The following is an 18,226-nucleotide window of genomic DNA, read 5'->3' on the forward strand; positions in this document are numbered from 1 at the left end:
CTCCTTGCGTGTCGCTTGGGGGGAAGGTCCCGGCTCAGCCGGTCAGTTCGGCCAGGGCCGCGGCGAATACCTCGGTGTGCGTGTCCACGTCCTGCTCCGTGGTGTCGGGACACATGAGCGCCATGTTGTGGAACGGGGTCAGCAGGATGCCCCGGTTGGCGAGGTAGAGGTGCAGGAAGTCCTCCAGCTCCTCGTCGGCGGCGGCCGCGGACTCGGTGCCGGTGCGGGGCGCCGGCGAGGTGAAGCGGTACTCGGTGCGGGCGCCGAGCCGGCTGACGGACCAGGGCAGGTGGTGGGCCTCGATACCGGCCCGGACGCCTTCCTCGAAGCGCGCGGAGAGCTTCGTCATCCGGGCGAAGGCTTCGTCGGTGAGCACGTGTTCCAGGGTGGCCCGGGTCGCGGCGACGGACAGCGCGTTGCCGGCCAGGGTGCCGCCGACGCCGCCCATGTCGACGAGGTCCAGGTCGGCGCGGCCCAGCAGCCGCTCGGCGAGATCCGCGGAGAGGCCGTAGGCGCCGGCCGGGATGCCTCCGCCGATCGCCTTGCCGATGGTGAGCAGGTCGGGGTCGAGTTCCCAGGCGGCCGTGCAGCCGCCGGGGCCCGCGGAGAAGGTGTGCGTCTCGTCGTTGATCAGCAGGGTGCCGTACCGCCTGGTCAGCTCCCGTACGCCGGCGAGGTAGCCGGGTTCGGGCAGGACGATGCCGATGTTGGTGAGCGCGGGCTCCATGAGGACGGCGGCGACGTCCCCGTGGGCCAGCTCGCGCTCCAGCCCGGCGAGGTCGTTGAACTCGGCGACCCTGCTGGTCAGGGTGACGTCGCAGGGGGCCCCGACGTTGCCGGGGCGGGCGGTGCCCCGGCCGTCCGGGCCGACGACGATCAGCGACTCGTCGACGCTGCCGTGGTAGCAGTAGCTGTTCACCAGGATCTTCGGTCGCCCCGTGACCGCCCGGGCGAGCCGGATCGCCCAGCGGTTGGCGTCGGTCGCGGTCAGCGAGAGGCTCCAGCGGGCCGGACCGAAGCGGCGGGTCAGCTCCGCACCGACCCACTCGGCGTCCTCGGTGGGCAGCATGGCGGTGGCCCCGCCCAGCTCGGCGTACCGGCGGTGCACGGCCTCCGTCACGGCGGCGGGCGAGTGACCGGCCATCGCGCCCGTGTCCCCGAGGCAGAAGTCGATGTACTCGTGTCCGTCCACGTCGGTGACCCGGGCGCCGCGCGCCTCGGCCAGGTACCGGGGAAAGGCCCCGGCGGTCTTGTTCATCCAGGTCATCGGCACCCGGCCGAAGAGGTGGTCGGCCCGCGCGTAGGCCGCCCTGGAACGCGGGTTACGGCGTTCGGCCTCGGCACTCTCGCGGGCCAGGAGGGCGTGCAGGCGCGTGCGGTCCATGGAGTACCTCGCGGGATACGGTGACGGAACAGCCTGACCGTACGACGGAAAACGCACCGCCATCAAGACATGAAGCTTGAATCGATTGTGGCCGCACTTGAATCAAGCGTGAGCTGAGCGCACGGTGCCGCCGGGAGTGACGCATCCCCCTCCCCTGCATGACGAACCGGCGCTCGGAGTTCGAACGTGCCATCTCAATCGCCAGGCCGCGCCACCCCTTCCGCCAGGTAGAAATATCTACGAGCATGCATATGCCGGATTGGCGTGCAGGCGCACCGAGCGTCCGGTCACGGCCGTTCCCTGCGCCCATGTCGGACGAGCGACGATCACCCGGAGCAGTGCATGACGAACACGATGTGGATGCGGGGCGTGGAGTGGCTCGCCGCGGCGGCGGCCGATCCGCGCGCGTGCAAATGGGAGTGGGACCACGGCGAGGGCATCGCGCTGCTGGAGGCGGGCCGCTTCTGGGACGTCCTGAGCGTTCCCGACCGGCTCGGCCTGCTCACCCTGGACCTGCTGTGGCGGCCCTCCCTGCCCGTGCCGGGGCCGACCCTGGTGGACACCGCCGCGGGGCGGGTCGGGTTCTTCCTGCCGCCGGACCCCTACGGCGGCTGGGTCGGCGCCGGGCTGCGGTACGCGACCAAGAGGTCCTGGGTCGCCGTACCGCCGCCGTACCGGTCGGCGCGTTTCCTGGAGTGGCTGATCCCTCCGGACGGCACCGGCACGCTGCACACGCCAGGCACCCTGGAGGCGGCGCTGCGGGAGGCCAACGGCACGCTCGCGGTCCTCGCGCCGCTGTGCGGGCGGTAGCGGATCAGGAGCGTTCGGGCCGGGCCCGGGTGCACAGCGTCAGGCCGGCGAGGGTGAGCCAGAGCACTTCCGGTTCGGCGGGCACGGTACGTCCCTGGTCCCGCCACTCCGCGACGAGTTGGGCGTAGATCGGCTCACGGGTCCGGTCCGCCAGGGCTCTGCCCTGGGTCCGCTCCCTGCGGTCCGTCCCGTTCGCGCGCTCGGTGACGTTCATGCCGGGGCAACGCCCGAGGCACGCCACCGGTACGCTCCGGCCCGCCCACTCACCGGGTCGGGTGAGCAGACCCCTCGAACGGGGCGTTCCGCCCGTCCGACAAGCATCCCGCGGCGGGCCGCGGGGCGCCCTTGGTCGACAGGCGCAGCGCAGTGAGCGCTCCTATATTGGGGAAACAGGGCTCCGACGTCCCGCCCACCGCACGTTTCGGCACTCACGTGCTTGGAGTCAGCCCATGCCGCACTCGTCCGCACGCCTGCGCAGGGGGGCCGTCGTCGCCGTCGCGACAGGGACGCTGATGGTGCCGCTCGCCGGTACTCCGGCAGGAGCGGCGCCGGCCTCCGCGCCCGCCGTGTTCGCCGCCGGATCACCCAGCCCCTCCCCCTCGGCACCGGACGTCCGCGCCCTCACCCCGGACGTGGCCCGCCAACTCGACACCGCGGTGCAGAACGTGATGCGCGAGGCGAACGTCCCCGGCGTGACGGTCGGCATCTGGACGCCCGACCGGGGCAGTTACGTCAGCTCGTTCGGTATCGCCGACAAGGGCAACGGCCTGCGGATGACACCGAACCTGTACATGCGGATCGGCAGCGAGACCAAGACCTTCACCGTGACGGCGCTGCTGCAGCTGGCGGACCAGGGCAAGGTCGGCCTGGACGATCCGATCGGCAAGTACGTCGACGGTGTGCCGAACGGGGACACGATCACGCTGCGGCAGCTCGCCGGCATGCGCAGCGGGCTGTTCAACTACTCCGAGGACGACGACTTCTACAAGGCGCTCACGTCCGACCCGCAACGCAGCTTCACACCCCAGCAGTTGCTCGACTACTCCTTCAAGCATCCGGTGCTCTTCCAGCCGGGACAGAAGTTCTCCTACTGCAACACCAACCTCATCCTGCTCGGCCTGGTCGTCGAGAAGGAGAGCGGACAGCAGCTCGGTGACTACATCCACCAGCACATCCTCGCCCCCGCCGGCATGCAGAGCACACTGTTCCCGACCGGCGCGGAGTTCCCGGCACCGCACGCGCAGGGCTACACGGACCAGACGGCCGACGGCAAGGTCGGGGACACGGCCGACTGGAACCCGTCCTGGGGGTGGGCGGCCGGCGCGATGATCTCGAAGCAGGACGATCTGCGGGTGTGGGCACGCACGGTGGCGACCGGCCAATTCCCGGACGGCCGGCGGATGATCGGTCCGGCCATGCAGAAGCAGCGGCTCATCACACCGGCGACGCCGATCCCGGGCGCCGGGTACGGGCTGGGCATCTTCGACGTGCAGGGCTGGATCGGCCACAACGGCTCCCTGCCGGGCTACGAGTCCCTGACCGTCTACCTCCCGTCGGCGCAGGCGACCATGGTGGTGCTGCTCAACACCGACATCAACCACGACGACGAGGAACCGAGCACCCTGTTCGGCCAGGAGATCACGCAGATCATCTCTCCGGACCACGTCTTCAACCTGCCGGCCGAACCCGCGGCCAGGTGAGGTCCCGGTCCGGGCGCCACGTCGGTTTCCGGCCACGCGTCGTGGATGCGCCGTTCGCTCCCGGTCGGCGACGGTGTCTACTGGACGGTGACTGCCTCGCGAGAGCCGAACAGCCAGGAGAGCCGTCGTGACCGTCACCGACCGCATCCCGCTCGACCCGTTCGGCACCGACATCGGTGCCGAGAGCGCCCGGCTGCGCGCCCTCGGCCCGGTCGTTCCCGTGGAACTGCCCGGCGGCATTCCCGCCTGGGCGCCCACGGGGTACGACGTCCTCAAGGACCTGATCCTCGATCCGCTGGTGAGCAAGGACGCGCGCCGGCACTGGCGGCTGTGGCCGCAGACCGGTGAGCATCCCGCCTGGAGCTGGATCGTGACCTGGGTCGGCGTGGTCAACATGCTGTCCACCTACGGTCCCGACCACACCAGGCTGCGCAAGCTGGTGGCGCCGAGCTTCACGCACCGGCGCACCGAGGCGCTGCGCCCGCGCGTGGCTGCCATCACCGCCGACCTGCTGGACACGCTGGCGGCCGAGGGGGCCGACGGCCGCGCGGTCGACCTGCGGGCCGGGTTCGCCCATCCGCTGCCGATGCGCCTGATCTGCGAACTGCTCGGTGTGCCCGACGAGTTCCGCGCGGACGCGGCACGGCTCATCACCGACATCTTCGACACCTCCGACCCGAGCCCGGAGCACGCGGCGTCCGTGCAGGAGCGGATCGGCACGGTGCTCGGGTCGCTGCTCGCGTACCGGCGCAAGGAACCGGGCGACGATCTCACCACGGAGCTGATCCGGGTCCGGGACGAGGAGGGCGACCGGCTCTCCGACGAGGAGCTGCTGCACACGCTGCTCCTGGTGGTCGGTGCCGGGTTCGAGACCACCGTGAATCTCATCGGCAACGCGGTCGTGGCCCTGCTGACACACCCGGCGCAGCTGGCGGCCGTGCGCTCCGGGGAGGTCGGCTGGGAGGCCGTGGTGGAGGAGACGCTGCGGGTGCATCCGTCGATCGCCGCGCTGCCGCTCAGGTTCGCGGTGGCGGACCTGAAGGTCGGGGAGGTGACGATCCCGGCCGGGGACGCGATCATCACGACGTACGCGGCCGCCGGCCTGGACCCGGCGCGCTACGGGCCGTACGCGGCAGGGTTCGACGCGGCGCGCGGCACCGACGACCATCTGGCGTTCGGGATCGGAGTACACCGCTGCATCGGCGCCCCGCTGGCCCGCATGGAGGCGCTGACGGCACTGCCCGCGCTGTTCGCCCGTTTCCCGGGCCTGCGGCTGGCGGTCGGCCCCGACGAGCTGCGGCACGTGCCGTCGTTCATCGCCCACGGCTGGCAGGAGGTGCCGGTCCGGCTGGGTGCCTGAGAGACGTACGGGGCACCGACCGGTCCCCCGTGCCGGTCGTGCCCCGCACCTGCTGAACTTACGTGCGAGGCACGGCGGTGGGTATCGCGCCGGTGCCCCTTGGGGCGCGGCGAGGACTCACTTGTGCACAGGTGGGTCCGGTTGGCCCTGGTTCGCCCCGCCGAGGGCGGGAGCGGCGAGGGCGCCGGTGGCCAGATGAGCGAGGACGACCTCGTACAGATCGCTGCCCATGGCCAGCAGCTGGCGTTCCAGGACCGGTTCGGCGGTCCGGACGTGGTCGCGCACGGTCTGGGCGTGCACGCCGAGGTCGCGGGCCGTGCGTTCGGCGTTCGCGTCGGCGGCGATCCAGGCGCGCAGGGTGCCGCGCACGTCGCGGCCGTCCGCGTCCAGGCGGCCGAGCAGTTCCTCGGCCCAGGACCGCAGCGCGGCCGAGGCGAGCAGGTCGCCGAGCCGGACGGGGGCCGGCTGGTGGGCCGTGCCGTCGGCGTCGTACGGGCCCTGCACCGCCTCGGTGTTGAGCGCGAGGTGGGCGGCGGCGCGGGTGCGGAGGTCGGAGAAGTCGCTGCCGATCAGCGACTCGACGCGATCCATGCGGGCGCGCACGGTGTTGCGGCTGACGCCGAGCACCTTGGCCGCGTTGACGGCGGTGAACTCCAGGCCCAGCCGGGTGGTGGCGAGCAGTTCGGCTCGGATGTGGTGAGGCAGCGTGTCGAGGGGGCGGAGCACGCCGGCCGACCAGGCGCGCAGGGCGGCGGGGTCCATGAGCCGTTCGGGGTGGGTGCGTTCGGCGTAGACGGCCGTCTGGTCCGGGCGGTAGCGGGCGACGGCGAGGGCGCTGATGGCCTGACCGTAGGCGGTGGCGGTGCGGGCGAGGCGCTGGCGCAGGCTGCCGCCGAGGAAGGCGTCCGGCCGGCCGTCGAGAAGGGAGCGCAGTCGCTCTCCCGCGGCCGGTCCGGGACCGACGACGATCACGTGTCCGTCCATCGCGGGGCAGCGCACGACGAGTGCCTGGCCTTCGGTGACGTCCGCGCACGCGTCGGCGAGTTCGTCACGCTCGGCGGGGACGACCTCCACGACGTACACGCGGGCGGTGTCCGCCTCGAGCAGGCCCGGCCACAGGCCGGCCGCGACCCGGCGGGCGGAGACGGTGTCCTCCACCATCAGCAGCTGCAGAATGGCCAGCCGCAGGTCGGCGGTGGCCCGCCGCAGCCGGCGCCCGGCGTCCGTCAGCGCCTTTTCCCTCAGGAGCAGTTCGAGCACGCACGCGGTCCGGTTCACGATCTCGGCGGCGCGCCGGTCGAAGGGCTCCGGGCGGGCCACGGCCAGCACCGCTCCGGCCGCCGGGCCCTGTTCCGGGTGGCGTATCCCGACCATGCGGACATGGCGTGCGCCGTCTTCCACAGCGGCCGAGGAGAGCCGGCCGGCGACCACGTCGGCGAGCACGCCGCCGTCGAGCGGCAGCCGTTCACCGGCGAGGAGGAAGCCGTGCGCGTCCTGGAGGGAGACCGTCGCCCCGACTGCCTTCCCGAGCCAGGTGACGACCCGGCGCGGTGCACGGCCCGCGGGCCGCAGATGGTCGAGCAGCTGCTCCGCCCAGGCGGTGTCGGTGTCGTGCGGCTGCTGGGCGTGGGGACCCTCGTCGGCTCCGCCGGCCACGTCGTCCGTCTCCTCGTCGTCGGGTTGACCTCGGTTTTCGTACGTGGACGTTACCCCAGGCGGGCCCAGGTCCGTCCCTGTCGGCGGTGGGCGCGTCTTCGCCGGCGGACCGGAGGAGAGTGCACGACCGGCGAGGGCACGAGCGGCAGGAGGACACCGGGCCGGTGCCCCGGCACACGCCGTGGACACCCCCGTGTCCGGAACGCAGGGCGACGGTTCGTCGGTGCGCCGGCCGGCCGGGTCCTGCCACGGCACGGCGGCGGGCACGCCCGGTCTGCGCGCGGAGTGTCCGGGGACGGCATAAGCTCGGCGGGTGGCGAAGTACTTCGACGTGCACTCCGAGAACCCGCAGCCGCGCAGCATCGGCCAGATCGCCGACGCGGTGCGGTCGGGGGCGCTCATCGCATACCCGACCGACTCCTGTTACGCACTGGGCTGCCGCCTGGGCAGCCGGGACGGCATCGACCGGATCCGATCGATCCGCCATCTGGACGACCGGCACCACTTCACGCTGATGTGCCGGGACTTCGCGCAGCTCGGCCAGTTCGTCCGCGTCGACAACGACGTGTTCCGGGCCGTGAAGGCGTCCACTCCCGGCAGCTACACCTTCATCCTCCCGGCCACCCGCGAAGTGCCGCGCATGCTGCAGCACCCCAAGAAGAAGACCGTGGGCGTGCGCATCCCGGACCATGTGGTCACCCAGGCCCTGCTGGCCGAACTGGGTGAACCGCTGCTGTCCAGCACGCTGCTGCTGCCGGACGAGGAGGAGCCCCTGACCCAGGGCTGGGAGATCAAGGACCGGCTCGACCACACGGTGGACGCGGTGGTGGACTCCGGGGAGTGCGGCACCGAGCCGACCACGGTCGTGGACTTCTCCAGCGGCGAGGCGGAGATCGTGCGGCGGGGCGCCGGGGACACCTCACGGTTCGAGTGAGGGCGGCACTGGGGTGCCTCCGTGTGGATCTTGCATGGCAGCATGAAGCGTGTACGCGGCACCGAGGGCGCACGTGTCCCGCCGCCGATTCCTCAGGAGGCTCCGCAGCATGACCGCCGTTCAGGGAACAGCCGTCGACATCCCGACCGAGGACGGCGTCGCCGACGCCTACCTCGCCCACCCCGCTGACGGGCAGCCGCATCCCGGGGTCCTCCTCTACCAGGACGCCTACGGGCTGCGCCCGCAGCTGCGGGCGATGGCCGACCGGCTCGCCGGCGCCGGCTACACGGTCCTGGTGCCGAACGTGTTCTACCGGCTCGGCCGCGCTCCGGTCCTGGACCTGCCGGAGTTCATCGACCCCTCGGCCGACCCGACCATCTGGGAGCGGCTCGGTCCCGTCGTGGCCTCTCTCACCCCGGAGCAGACGCGGCGTGACGCGGACGCCTACCTGGGCCTGCTCGCCGACAGCCCCCTGGCCGGCGACGGCCCGGTGGCGCTGGCCGGCTACTGCATGGGCGCCCGGCTGGCCCTGCGGACGGCGGCCACCCACGCGGACCGGGTGGTGGCCGCGGCCGGCTTCCACGGCGGACGGCTCGCCACCGACGCTCCCGACAGTCCGCACCGGGGCGCCGGGCACATCACCGCCGAGCTGTACTTCGGGCACGCGGACCAGGACCCGTCGCTGCCCGAGGAGCAGATGCGGCACCTGGAAGAGGCGCTGACGGCCGCCGGGGTCCGGCACACCTGCGAGGTCTACCCGGGCGCACACCACGGCTACACGCAGGCGGACACCCCCGCCTACGGCCGGGACGCCGACGAGCGCCACTGGGCCGCGCTGTTCGACCTGCTCAAGCGCGCCTTCTGACGCCCACGGACGCGCGGTCCGGACGTCCGCCGCAGGGTGGGCGTCATCCGGATCCGGTCCGCTTCATTGACATGCACCCGCCCGACCGCAACGCTGAGAGCGCTCTCAAACAGGTACGGACCAATGCCCGTACGACCCCGACCCCCACACGGAGGTGGAGAGTGCTCACCCGCTTCACGCGCCCCGCGCTGCCCCTGGCGGCCACGGCGGCCCTGGTCGGCGGCCTGCTCGCGCTGGCCGCCCCGGACCGCGCCGATGCCGCCGTCCCGGACACCGTCCCGCTGAAGATCACCAACAACTCGGGCCGCTCCGGCCCGGTGTACGTCTACGACCTCGGCACCCAGCTGTCCTCGGGACGGCAGGGCTGGGCCGACGCGAACGGCGCCTTCCACGCCTGGCCGGCGGGCGGCAACCCGCCGACTCCCGCGCCGGACGCGGCGATCGCCGGACCGGCCCCCGGCCAGTCGGCGACGATCCGGATACCGAAGTTCTCCGGCCGGATCTACTTCTCCTACGGCCAGAAGCTCGACTTCAGGCTGACCACCGGCGGCCTGGTGCAGCCGGCCGTGCAGAACCCCTCCGACCCCAACCGGAACATCCTGTTCAACTGGTCGGAGTACACGCTGAACGACTCCGGGCTGTGGCTCAACAGCACCCAGGTGGACATGTTCTCGGCGCCGTACGCGGTCGGCGTGCAGCGGGCCGACGGCAGTGTGAGCAGCACCGGGCACCTGAAGTCCGGTGGCTACACCGGCTTCTTCAACGCGCTGCGCGGACAGCCGGGCGGCTGGGGCAACCTGATCCAGACACGGCCCGACGGCACCGTGCTGCGCGCCCTCTCCCCGCTGTACGGCGTGGAGACCGGGGCCCTGCCGGCGAACGTGATGGACGACTACGTCAACCGGGTCTGGCAGAAGTACGCGACCTCGACCCTGACGGTCACGCCGTTCGCCGACCAGCCGAACACCAGGTACTTCGGGCGGGTCTCGGGGAACGTCATGAACTTCACCAACTCCGCCGGCGCGGTCGTCACCAGCTTCCAGAAGCCGGACGCGTCCAGCATCTTCGGCTGTCACAAGCTGCTCGACGCCCCCAACGACACCGTCCGCGGGCCCATCTCGCGCACCCTGTGCGCCGGTTTCAACCGCTCGACACTGCTGGTCAACCCCAACCAGCCGGACTCCTCGGCGGCGAACTTCTACCAGGACGCGGTGACCAACCACTACGCGCGCAAGATCCACGCGCAGATGGCCGACGGGAAGGCGTACGCGTTCGCCTTCGACGACGTCGGCAACCAGGAGTCGCTGGTCCACGACGGCGGCCCGCAGCAGGCGTACCTGACACTGGATCCGCTGAGCTGACATGCCGCGGTCCCGCACCCGGACGGCTTCCGGCGTGCGGGACCGTGACGTGAGGGAACTCAGCCGGTCGTCAGGGCGGTGTCGTCCACGACGAAGCTGGTCTGCAGCGAGGAGTCCTCGACTCCGTTGAACTTCAGCGTGACCGTCGAGCCCGCCAGCGAGGACAGGTCGAAGGACTTCTGGCTGTAGCCGGAGGCCTTGTTGAGGTTCGAGTACGTCGCCAGGGTCTTCGAACCGGCGGTCACCGTCAGCTTGTCGTACTGGGTGCTGCTGGTGGTCTCGTCGGTGTCGATGTGCAGGTAGAAGGTCAGGGTCGCCTTGCAGCCCGCGGGGATCGTCACCGACTGGGACAGGGTGTCGGTGTGCGAGGAGCCGTAGCCGTCGAGCCAGGCCTTGTAGGAGCCGCTGTGGGCCGCCTCACCGCTGTCGGTGCCGATGACTCCGCTGGTCGCCGTCCAGCCGGTGCTGCCCGACTCGAAGCCCGGGTTGCTCAGCAGCTGGGTCGCCGAGCAGCCGCCCCCGGTGGGGTTGACCGTCCAGCTGAAGGTCGCGGTGCCGGTGGCGCCGGTGGAGTCGGTCACCGTGACCGTGGTGCTGGAGCTGCCCGCGGTGGTGGGCGTGCCGGAGATCAGACCGGTCGAGCCGTTGATCGACAGGCCGGCGGGCAGACCGGAGGCGCTGTAGGTGAGCGCACCGCTGTTGGTGCTGCTCGCCTGGATCTGCAGGCTGACCGCGGTGCCGACGGTGGCGGTCTGGCTGCCCGGGTTGGTGACCGTCACTCCGCTGCTGGGCGGATTGATGTGGCCTCCGACGTTGATGCCCGCGAACGCGTTGCCCACCCCGGCGTACTGGGTGGAGTTGGTGCCGTACAGCGCGGCCGCCGCGTTGAGGGCCGCGGTGCGGGCGCCGGCGTAGTTGGTGCTCGACGTCATGTACGACGTCAGCGCCTTGTACCAGATCTGCAGGGCGGCGGCCCGGCCGATGCCGGTGACCGCGACGCCGTCCGAGGTGGTGCTGTTGTAGGTGACACCGTTGATGACCTTGGTGCCGCTGCCCTCGGAGAGCAGGTAGAACATGTGGTTCGCGGGGCCCGAGGAGTAGTGCACGTCCAGGTTGCCGACGCCGGAGTACCAGCTGTCGGCGGATCCGCCGTCCTTGCTCGGCTTGTCCATGTACCGCAGCGGCGAGCCGTCGCCGTTGATGTCGATCTTCTCGCCGATGAGGTAGTCGCCGACGTCGTTGGAGTTGTTGGCGTAGAACTCCACGCCCGTGCCGAAGATGTCGGAGGTGGCCTCGTTCAGCCCGCCCGACTCACCGCTGTATTCGAGTCCGGCGGTGTTGGAGGTGACACCGTGGCTCATCTCGTGACCTGCGACGTCCAGCGAGGTCAGGGCGTGGGTGTTGCCCGAGCCGTCGCCGTAGGTCATGCAGAAGCAGTCGTCGTCCCAGAAGGCGTTGACGTAGCCGCTGCTGTAGTGGACCCGGCTGTAGGCGGCGACACCGTCGTTCTTGATGCCGCTGCGGCCGAAGGTGTTCTTGTAGAAGTCCCAGGTCTCCTGCGCGCCGTAGGCCGCGTCGGCGCCGGCGGTCTGGGTGTTGGATCCCGTCCCGTCGCCCCAGACGTCGTCCGAGTCGGTGAACAGGGTGCCGGTGCCGGAAGTGCTCCGGTTGAGGTTGTACGTCTTGTGGCCACCGCGCGTGGTGTCGTACAGCTGGTACGTCGAACCGGACAGCGTGGTGCTGAGGCTGACCGTGCCGCTGTACTGGGTGTTGCCGGTGCCCGTCTTGATCGCCTGGTAGCGGTACAGCTCCTTGCCGGTGGTGGCGTCGGTGATGACGTGGAGCTGGCTGGGCGTGCCGTCGTCCTGGAGGCCGCCGACCACCGTCTCCCAGGCGAGCTTCGGGGTGCCGTTGCCGGCCCAGATCACCTTGCGGGCGCTGTCGGTGACGGGCTTCTTCGCGTCAAGGGCCTTGGCGGCCTTGAGGGCCTTGGTCTCGGCGGCGGACTTGGTGTAGGTCGCGGTGGTCGAAGTGACCTTGATCCGCTGCTTGTTGTTGAAGGTCGTGCTCACCGTGCCCGCGGCCAGGGAGGCGGGCGGGGTGTGCACGACCAGGTCGCCGCCGAGCACGGGGAGGCCGGCGTAGGTGCGCTCGTAACGGGTGTGCAGGGTGCCGTCGTTGTCCTTGACGACATCCTTGACGACCAGCTTCTCCTGCGCGCCGAGCCCGATGGTGCGGGCGGTCGTGGCGGTCTTCTGCCGGGCGCTCTTGACCAGCGCGGAGTGCTGTGCGGGGGTGAGCTTGGCCTCCAGGCCTCCGGTGCGGAGGGGGCTGGGGTGCGGGCCTGCGGGCTTGGCGGTCGCCGGGACCGACTGAATGCCGACGGCGAGGAAGGCGGCGGTGGAGACCAGTGCGGCTCCGACCGTGGCCCGTCTGTGGGGAAGACGTCTCACTCGTACTCCTCCTGCTGCGGCCGCCGGGTCGCGGCCGGTGACAGACCGGGCAGCCGGTGTGCTGTCCGGGACGAGCTGAGCTGTGCGGGGACCGTGATCCGTGAACACACCATGGAGGATCCGTGCGTGGGGGGAGGATTTCAGCTTTGACCCGCGCATGTCAGCCACGTCGGGGGCAATCGAGGGTTTTCCCTGTGCGGACGGGGCAGATCCGGATGTTCCCCACCGCCTCTTCGAAGGCCCGGCGCTCGACGTGCCGGCTGACGCGGGGAGTTGACCTTCACGTAGGGGTCAATGTCTAGCGTCCCCCGCATGAACTCCTTCACGACGAGCGCATTGACGCCTGCCTTCCCCGTCCTCCCCCGCACGGGTCTGGAGACCCGACTCGCCGCACGGCCCGATGGGTTCCCCACGCCCGCCCACTTCCGGACCGTCACCACGGCCGTGGCCGCCCCCGCGCCGGGCCAGGTGCTCGTGCGCAACCTTTTCATGTCGCTCGACCCCGGCATGCTCCTGTTGATGTCGGGCGGTTCCCACCTGCCGATGCCCCGCTACGAGGTGGGCGAGGTGATGTACGGCGACGCCGTGGGCGAGGTGGTCGCCTCGGCGGACCCCACGTTGGCCGAGGGCGACCTGGTGACGCACCGGCTGGGCTGGCGGGAGTACGCGGTGGCCGGCGCGGAGACGTTCCGCCGCGTGGACGAGAGGGCCTACCCGAGCCCGTCCATGCACCTGGGATTCGGTCTGGTCGCCTACGTCGGGCTCATGGAGGCGGCCGGGCTCCAGCCCGGGGACACCGTGTTCGTCTCCAGCGCGGCAGGGGCCACCGGGGGCCTCGCCGGGCAGATCGCGCGGCTGAAGGGGGCGGCGCGGGTGATCGGCAGCGCCGGGTCGCCGGAGAAGGTGGCCCATCTGACCGGCGTCCTCGGGTTCGACGCCGCCTTCGACTACCACGACGGCCCCGTTGTGGACCGGTTGCACGCTGCGGCGCCGGACGGCATCGACGTCTACTTCGACAACGTGGGCGGTGAGCAGTTGCGGGCCGCGATCGAGGTCATGAACGTGCACGGCCGCATCGCGGTGTGCGGAGCGCTCAACCGGCAGCGCGCCGGCCGTCCCGACGACGGTCCCGGCGATCTGCTGAGCGTGCTCGGCAAGCGCCTGACCATCCGCGGCTTCACCCTGTTCGATCACCTCGACCTGGCCCCGGAGTTCGGTGCGCAGTTCCGCGGCTGGCTGCGCGAGGGATCCCTCGTCTACGACGAGACGGTGGTCGACGGACTGCCGAGCGCGCCCCGGGCGCTCCTGGACCTGGTCGGCGGTCGATACACCGGGAAGACCGTCGTCCGCCTCGCCGGTGCTGCCGGATGAACGACGGTAGCCTGACCGGGAGTTCGGAGGGGGATCGACGATGCTGATCGGTGAACTGGCGGCACGGACGGGCACGACGACCCGCGCCCTGCGCTACTACGAGGAGCAGGGGCTGCTGGAGTCCGCCCGGACCTCGGCGGGGTACCGCGTCTACGGTCCGGCCGCGGAGACCCGGGTCCGCAACGTCCGCGACCTGCTGGCCTCCGGGTTCACCGTCGAGGACGTGAAGTCGTTCGTGCGCTACCTGGACACCGATCTGCCGGAGGTCTTCGCCTACTCGCCGGCGTGCGCGGACGCCTATGGCGTGGGTGCGCGCCGGGTGGCCGAGCTGGAGGAGAGGATCACCGCCCTCACCAGGATGCGGGAGGTCCTCGTCCGTCGGATGCCGTGGCTGGCGGCGCCCACCGAGGCCCCGGAGCAGGGCGCCGCCTGACGGTCTCAGTTCGGCGCGCCGGGCGGCACCCGGGGCAGCGGGTCGAGCCGTACGGTGCGCGGGTCGGCCAGGTAGGAACGGATCAACTCGGCTGCTTCGGCCCGCTGTTCGCCGCTCTGCACCGTCAGGGCGTTGGCCAGTTCGTACAGGGCGGCCCGGAGGGTGGCCCTGACCGGGGCGTGCAGGCCGGGGGTGTCGAGAACGGTGAGCAGGTGGTTCAGGACGGTCCAGTCGGCTGCGTGCCGCACGCTCTCCCAGCCCGGCACCTGCCCGTCCCCGCGCTGCTCGCCGCTCTGCCATGTGGTGGCCAGCAGGGCGTCGATCACGTCCCTGACGCCCGGCATGCCCGGGTCGACGGCGTGCTGCCAGGCGACGCGGCCGAGCCGGGCGGGGTCGAGGAGTTCGGCCGTGACCAGCGTGGCAGCGGTCCGTACGGCCTCGAAGGGGTCGGGGAGCCGTCCGGTGCGGGTGTCGAAGTACTGGTCGGTGCGGTCGTACCGGATCGCGGGCGGGGCGAGGACGTCCAACACGGCAGCGGGCAGGCCTAGTTCGTCGGTCCGGAGCAGCGCGGTCAGGCGGGTCAGGGCCGTGTGCTGGGTGGCCGCAGCCACCGGCTCGCCGCCCGGGACGTCGTCCCCGGCCTGCGCGTAGCCGTAGCGGACTCCGCCGACGAGGCGGGCGACGGCGGTGACCTCGTGGCGGTGCAGCAGGTGCAGCAGCACCGCCCGTTCCTCCAGTTCGCCCGTCTGCCGGCCGGGCGGCACCACCCCGCGCGAGAAGCCCCGCAGCGCGATCCGGCGTACCCGCAGCACCGCCTCCAGAGCCTGGAGCGCGTCTCCCCCGGTCACCCACGGGACTCCGTCGGGGTGGGCGGCGCAGGTGCCGACGGCGTCCTCGTCGCTGACGTACACCAGTCCCGCATCCACTGCCTCGCGCCGCAGGGCGGCCAACTCGCGCTCCTCGTCGACGAAGTGACCGTAGGCGTGGGCGACGAGGAAGTGGTCCCAGGGGCCGAGGCCGGTCGGGTAGGCGTCCGAGAGATCCAGGTCGCCGGTGCCGGTCACGGTGACCCGGGCGTGCGGGTAGTCCATCACGGACGGTGCCGGATGCCGGGTGCTGGCGAAGTTGTGCATGAACCCCAGGGCATGGCCGATCTCGTGCGCGGCGAGCAGCCGGAGCCGGGCGAGCACCAACTCCTCGACGACAGCGAGGCGTTCGGCCTCGTCGGGGCGGCCGTAGGGCGCGAGCAGCGCCTCGGCGAGCGCCCGGACCTGGTCGAGGCGCTGCGAGCCGAGCCGTACCCGGCCCTGCAGGATCTCGCCGGTGCGCGGGTCGGTCGTACCCTGCCCCAGGGACCAGCCGCGGCCCGAACGGTGCACCCACACCACACCGTTGACAGCCGGGTCGTGCGGGTCGAAGTCGTCGCCGGCGACCTCGACCCGGTAGGCGTCGGGCAGCCCGATCCGGGCGAAGGCCTCCCGCCACCAGTTGCCGCCCTCGACGACCGCCGTGCGGAACGGCTCGGGGACGGCGGGGTCGACGCGGAAGACGACGGGCGCGCCCCCGGGCTCGGCACGGAACCGGGGCTGGACCTTGACCTGGGTGTCCGCGCGGCCGGCCAGGCCGTGGTCGGCGTACCCGATGCCGTAGCCGCCGGAGGCCGGATGGTAACGCCGTGCGGGCAGCGGGGACTCGGGCAGGCGCAGGAGGATCAACTGCTGGACGACGGTCACCGCGCTCGGGTCGGCGGTGACCGCCCTGAGCGCCGCGCCCCTGCCGGGCCCCCGGAAAGTGAGGAGTGCGGACAGACGGGTGGCGTCCGGTCCGGTGCGGCTGTCGGCGACGAGGGGCAGACTCGTGGCGGCGTCGAGGGCGTACTCGCCCTGCCCCTCGTCCTCCAGGTGCTCGGCGACCCGGTCGTGGTCGTACAGGGCGAGCCCGCTGGCGTCCACGACGACCGCACCCCCCTCCTCCCGCAGCACCGGCCCGCTCCACACCACGGACACGGCGAAGGACTCCTGACCCGCCCGCACGGCGGCCGCCCCGCCGCTGGTCAGAAAGTGCTTGTTGCGGACGACGAGCAGCACCCGGCCGCCCGCCCGGCGGAACTCCGCCAACCGGGCCTTGCCCGCCCGGCCCCGGTCCAGCCACAGCTCGCTGGAGCCGACGCCCTGGGAGAGGGAGACGGTGAGCAGGAACGGCTCGTCGAAGCGGCGGATGCCCAACAGGAGCCGCTCCGGGCCGCTTTCGCGGACCGGTACGAGGTCGAGGAAGTCGTGGGCGGAGGTGTCGTCGCCGGTCATGCGCGCCTCTCGGTCGGTGCGGGTCCGGGAGGCATCGTGTCAGGCCCCGCCCTGCGGAACGTGACCGGCACGTTGTTACCGTGCACCGCGTGTCTGACTCCTCACGCGATACCGCACAGGGCGCCGGCTGGGGCCCGTCCGAACGCGGCGCCTACCAGCAGCTCATGCCCGCGCACGTCGAGAAACTGTCGTGGCTGAGCCCGCGTACCCTGTGGGCCGCCCGCAACGGGGTACTGGCGTCGTGGTTCGGCGACCCGACGGGCCGTACCCGCAGCCGCCTGGTGGCCCGGCAGGCCGAGGCGGGCGCACCCGCGGACAAGGTGATCCGGCGGGACGTGCCGGATCGGTTCTCCTTCCTCGTCATCGGGGACACCGGCGAGGGCGACGACTGCCAGTACGCCGTGGTGCCCGGCTTGCTGAAAGTGGGTCAGGACACGGACTTCGCGGTGATCGCGAGCGATGTGATCTATCCGGTCGGCAGCGCGGACGACTACGACTCCAAGTTCTTCCGGCCGTACCAGGACTACCGGGCGCCGATATACGCGATACCGGGCAACCACGACTGGTACGAGGATCTCGGTGCGTTCATGCGCGTCTTCTGTGCCGACGCCCCGCCCCCGGCCCCCGAGCCCGCACCCCGCCCGCTCACCCGGGCCTGGTGGCGGAGTCTGTTGTGGCACCGGCCGCGCGCGGCGGACGGACAACGCCTCGCCGACGCACGGAAGTTGCGGTCGGCGCCGGAGCAACAGGGCGTGCAGCCGGGACCGTACTGGGCGATCGACGCCGGACCGGTGCGCATCGTCGGCATCGACACCGGACTGCTGGGCACGATCGACGCCGAACAGGGCGCGTGGCTGCGGGAGGTCTCCCGGGGGCCGCAGCGGAAGATCCTGATCACCGGCTCGCCGCTGTACGTGGACGGCGAGCACCACCCCTGCGCCATCGAGGGCGGCGGCACGGTCGACGACATCGTCCGCGACCCGGAGCACCACTACGTGGCCGCGATCGGAGGCGACATCCACAACTACCAGCGCTACCCGGTCGACGTGGACGGCCGCACCATCCAGTACGTGGTCGCAGGCGGCGGGGCCTTCATGCACGCCACGCACACCATCCCGCGGGTGTCGGTCGCGAACGTCACCGAGCGGGACTTCCGCTGCTATCCGCTGCGCGGCGACTCGCTGGCCTTCTACAGCCGCCTGTACGGCCGCCGGCTACGCCTGCGCCGCTTCTTCACCCTCAGCGAGTCCGAGGCGACGGCCGTCGTCGCCGAACGGCTCGGCATCGAGCCGGGCCGCGCGCCCGGCCCCGAGGCCCGGGTGACCCGGCGCACCCGTCTGGTCGCGAGCCTGCTGGGAACCGGCGGGCGCCCCGACCGGACCTCCCGGTTCCGGCTGCCCGTGCGCAAGCTGTACACCCAGCTGTTCTCGCCCGGTTCGGCCACCTACAGCCCACCGTTCTTCAAGTGCTTCCTGCGCCTGGACGTCACCCCGGAGGCGGTACGGCTGCGCTGCCACGCGGCGACCGGCAACCGCGCCCAGGAACTGGCACCGCCGCTCGAGGACGAGGTCACCATCCCGCTGAAGTGATCACACG

General features: G+C 71.8%; 14 protein-coding genes. 9 read left to right on the plus strand and 5 right to left on the minus strand.

Annotated features, from left to right (window positions below):
• Nucleotides 1–34: 34 nt before the first annotated feature.
• A complete protein-coding gene (locus ABZ471_RS24045) occupies nt 35–1,384 on the minus strand; it encodes a transaminase (protein ID WP_359068852.1) in 1,350 nt (449 codons plus the stop codon).
• Nucleotides 1,385–1,726: 342 nt separating this feature from the next.
• On the opposite strand from ABZ471_RS24045, the gene ABZ471_RS24050 reads away from it, so the two are divergent.
• On the plus strand, nt 1,727–2,194 hold the full coding sequence (locus ABZ471_RS24050; RefSeq protein ID WP_359068853.1) for a hypothetical protein: 468 nt from the start codon (nt 1,727–1,729) through the stop codon (nt 2,192–2,194).
• A 4-nt stretch (nt 2,195–2,198) separates the two neighbouring features.
• Here ABZ471_RS24050 and ABZ471_RS24055 read toward each other — a convergent pair whose 3' ends face one another.
• Nucleotides 2,199–2,408, minus strand: a complete 210-nt coding sequence (locus ABZ471_RS24055; protein WP_359068854.1) for a hypothetical protein — start codon at nt 2,406–2,408, stop codon at nt 2,199–2,201.
• Between the two features lie 235 nt (nt 2,409–2,643).
• On the opposite strand from ABZ471_RS24055, the gene ABZ471_RS24060 reads away from it, so the two are divergent.
• Both ABZ471_RS24060 and ABZ471_RS24065 read left to right on the plus strand, forming a co-directional pair.
• Nucleotides 2,644–3,894, plus strand: coding sequence for a serine hydrolase domain-containing protein (locus ABZ471_RS24060; protein ID WP_359068855.1), 1,251 nt, complete (start codon nt 2,644–2,646; stop codon nt 3,892–3,894).
• A 127-nt stretch (nt 3,895–4,021) separates the two neighbouring features.
• The gene (locus ABZ471_RS24065) at nt 4,022–5,254 is read left to right on the plus strand and encodes a cytochrome P450 (protein WP_359068856.1); all 1,233 of its coding nucleotides are present in this window, start codon (nt 4,022–4,024) and stop codon (nt 5,252–5,254) included.
• 117 nt (nt 5,255–5,371) lie between these two features.
• On the opposite strand, the gene ABZ471_RS24070 is transcribed toward ABZ471_RS24065, so the two are convergent.
• A complete protein-coding gene (locus tag ABZ471_RS24070; protein ID WP_359068857.1) occupies nt 5,372–6,910 on the minus strand; it encodes a helix-turn-helix domain-containing protein in 1,539 nt (512 codons plus the stop codon).
• A gap of 313 nt (nt 6,911–7,223) precedes the next feature.
• Between ABZ471_RS24070 and ABZ471_RS24075 the strand changes: the two genes are divergently transcribed.
• From ABZ471_RS24075 to ABZ471_RS24085, 3 genes are all read left to right on the plus strand, one after another.
• Complete coding sequence (locus ABZ471_RS24075; protein WP_359068858.1) at nt 7,224–7,844, plus strand: L-threonylcarbamoyladenylate synthase; 621 nt, start codon at nt 7,224–7,226, stop codon at nt 7,842–7,844.
• A gap of 109 nt (nt 7,845–7,953) precedes the next feature.
• Nucleotides 7,954–8,709: a dienelactone hydrolase family protein gene (locus ABZ471_RS24080; RefSeq protein ID WP_359068859.1), complete on the plus strand. Its 756-nt coding sequence runs from the start codon at nt 7,954–7,956 to the stop codon at nt 8,707–8,709.
• A 194-nt stretch (nt 8,710–8,903) separates the two neighbouring features.
• Entirely contained in the window at nt 8,904–10,070 is a 1,167-nt protein-coding gene (locus tag ABZ471_RS24085) for a glycoside hydrolase family 64 protein (RefSeq protein WP_359068927.1), read from the plus strand.
• A gap of 59 nt (nt 10,071–10,129) precedes the next feature.
• Here the strand turns inward: ABZ471_RS24085 and ABZ471_RS24090 are convergent, their stop codons facing one another.
• On the minus strand, nt 10,130–12,523 hold the full coding sequence (locus ABZ471_RS24090; RefSeq protein ID WP_359068860.1) for a M4 family metallopeptidase: 2,394 nt from the start codon (nt 12,521–12,523) through the stop codon (nt 10,130–10,132).
• A gap of 312 nt (nt 12,524–12,835) precedes the next feature.
• Here ABZ471_RS24090 and ABZ471_RS24095 point away from each other — a divergent pair, with 312 nt between their 5' ends.
• Nucleotides 12,836–13,894 (plus strand): NADP-dependent oxidoreductase, encoded by a 1,059-nt coding sequence (locus ABZ471_RS24095; RefSeq protein WP_359068861.1) that lies wholly within the window; start codon nt 12,836–12,838, stop codon nt 13,892–13,894.
• Between the two features lie 40 nt (nt 13,895–13,934).
• Entirely contained in the window at nt 13,935–14,327 is a 393-nt protein-coding gene (locus ABZ471_RS24100; RefSeq protein ID WP_359068862.1) for a MerR family transcriptional regulator, read from the plus strand.
• A 5-nt stretch (nt 14,328–14,332) separates the two neighbouring features.
• Here the strand turns inward: ABZ471_RS24100 and ABZ471_RS24105 are convergent, their stop codons facing one another.
• Nucleotides 14,333–16,630, minus strand: coding sequence for a zinc-dependent metalloprotease (locus ABZ471_RS24105; RefSeq protein WP_359068863.1), 2,298 nt, complete (start codon nt 16,628–16,630; stop codon nt 14,333–14,335).
• Between the two features lie 89 nt (nt 16,631–16,719).
• On the opposite strand from ABZ471_RS24105, the gene ABZ471_RS24110 reads away from it, so the two are divergent.
• Nucleotides 16,720–18,219, plus strand: coding sequence for a metallophosphoesterase (locus tag ABZ471_RS24110; protein ID WP_359068864.1), 1,500 nt, complete (start codon nt 16,720–16,722; stop codon nt 18,217–18,219).
• Nucleotides 18,220–18,226: the final 7 nt, after the last annotated feature.

It is taken from the genome of Streptomyces sp. NPDC005728 (assembly GCF_040630895.1).
Lineage (GTDB): Bacteria > Actinomycetota > Actinomycetes > Streptomycetales > Streptomycetaceae > Streptomyces.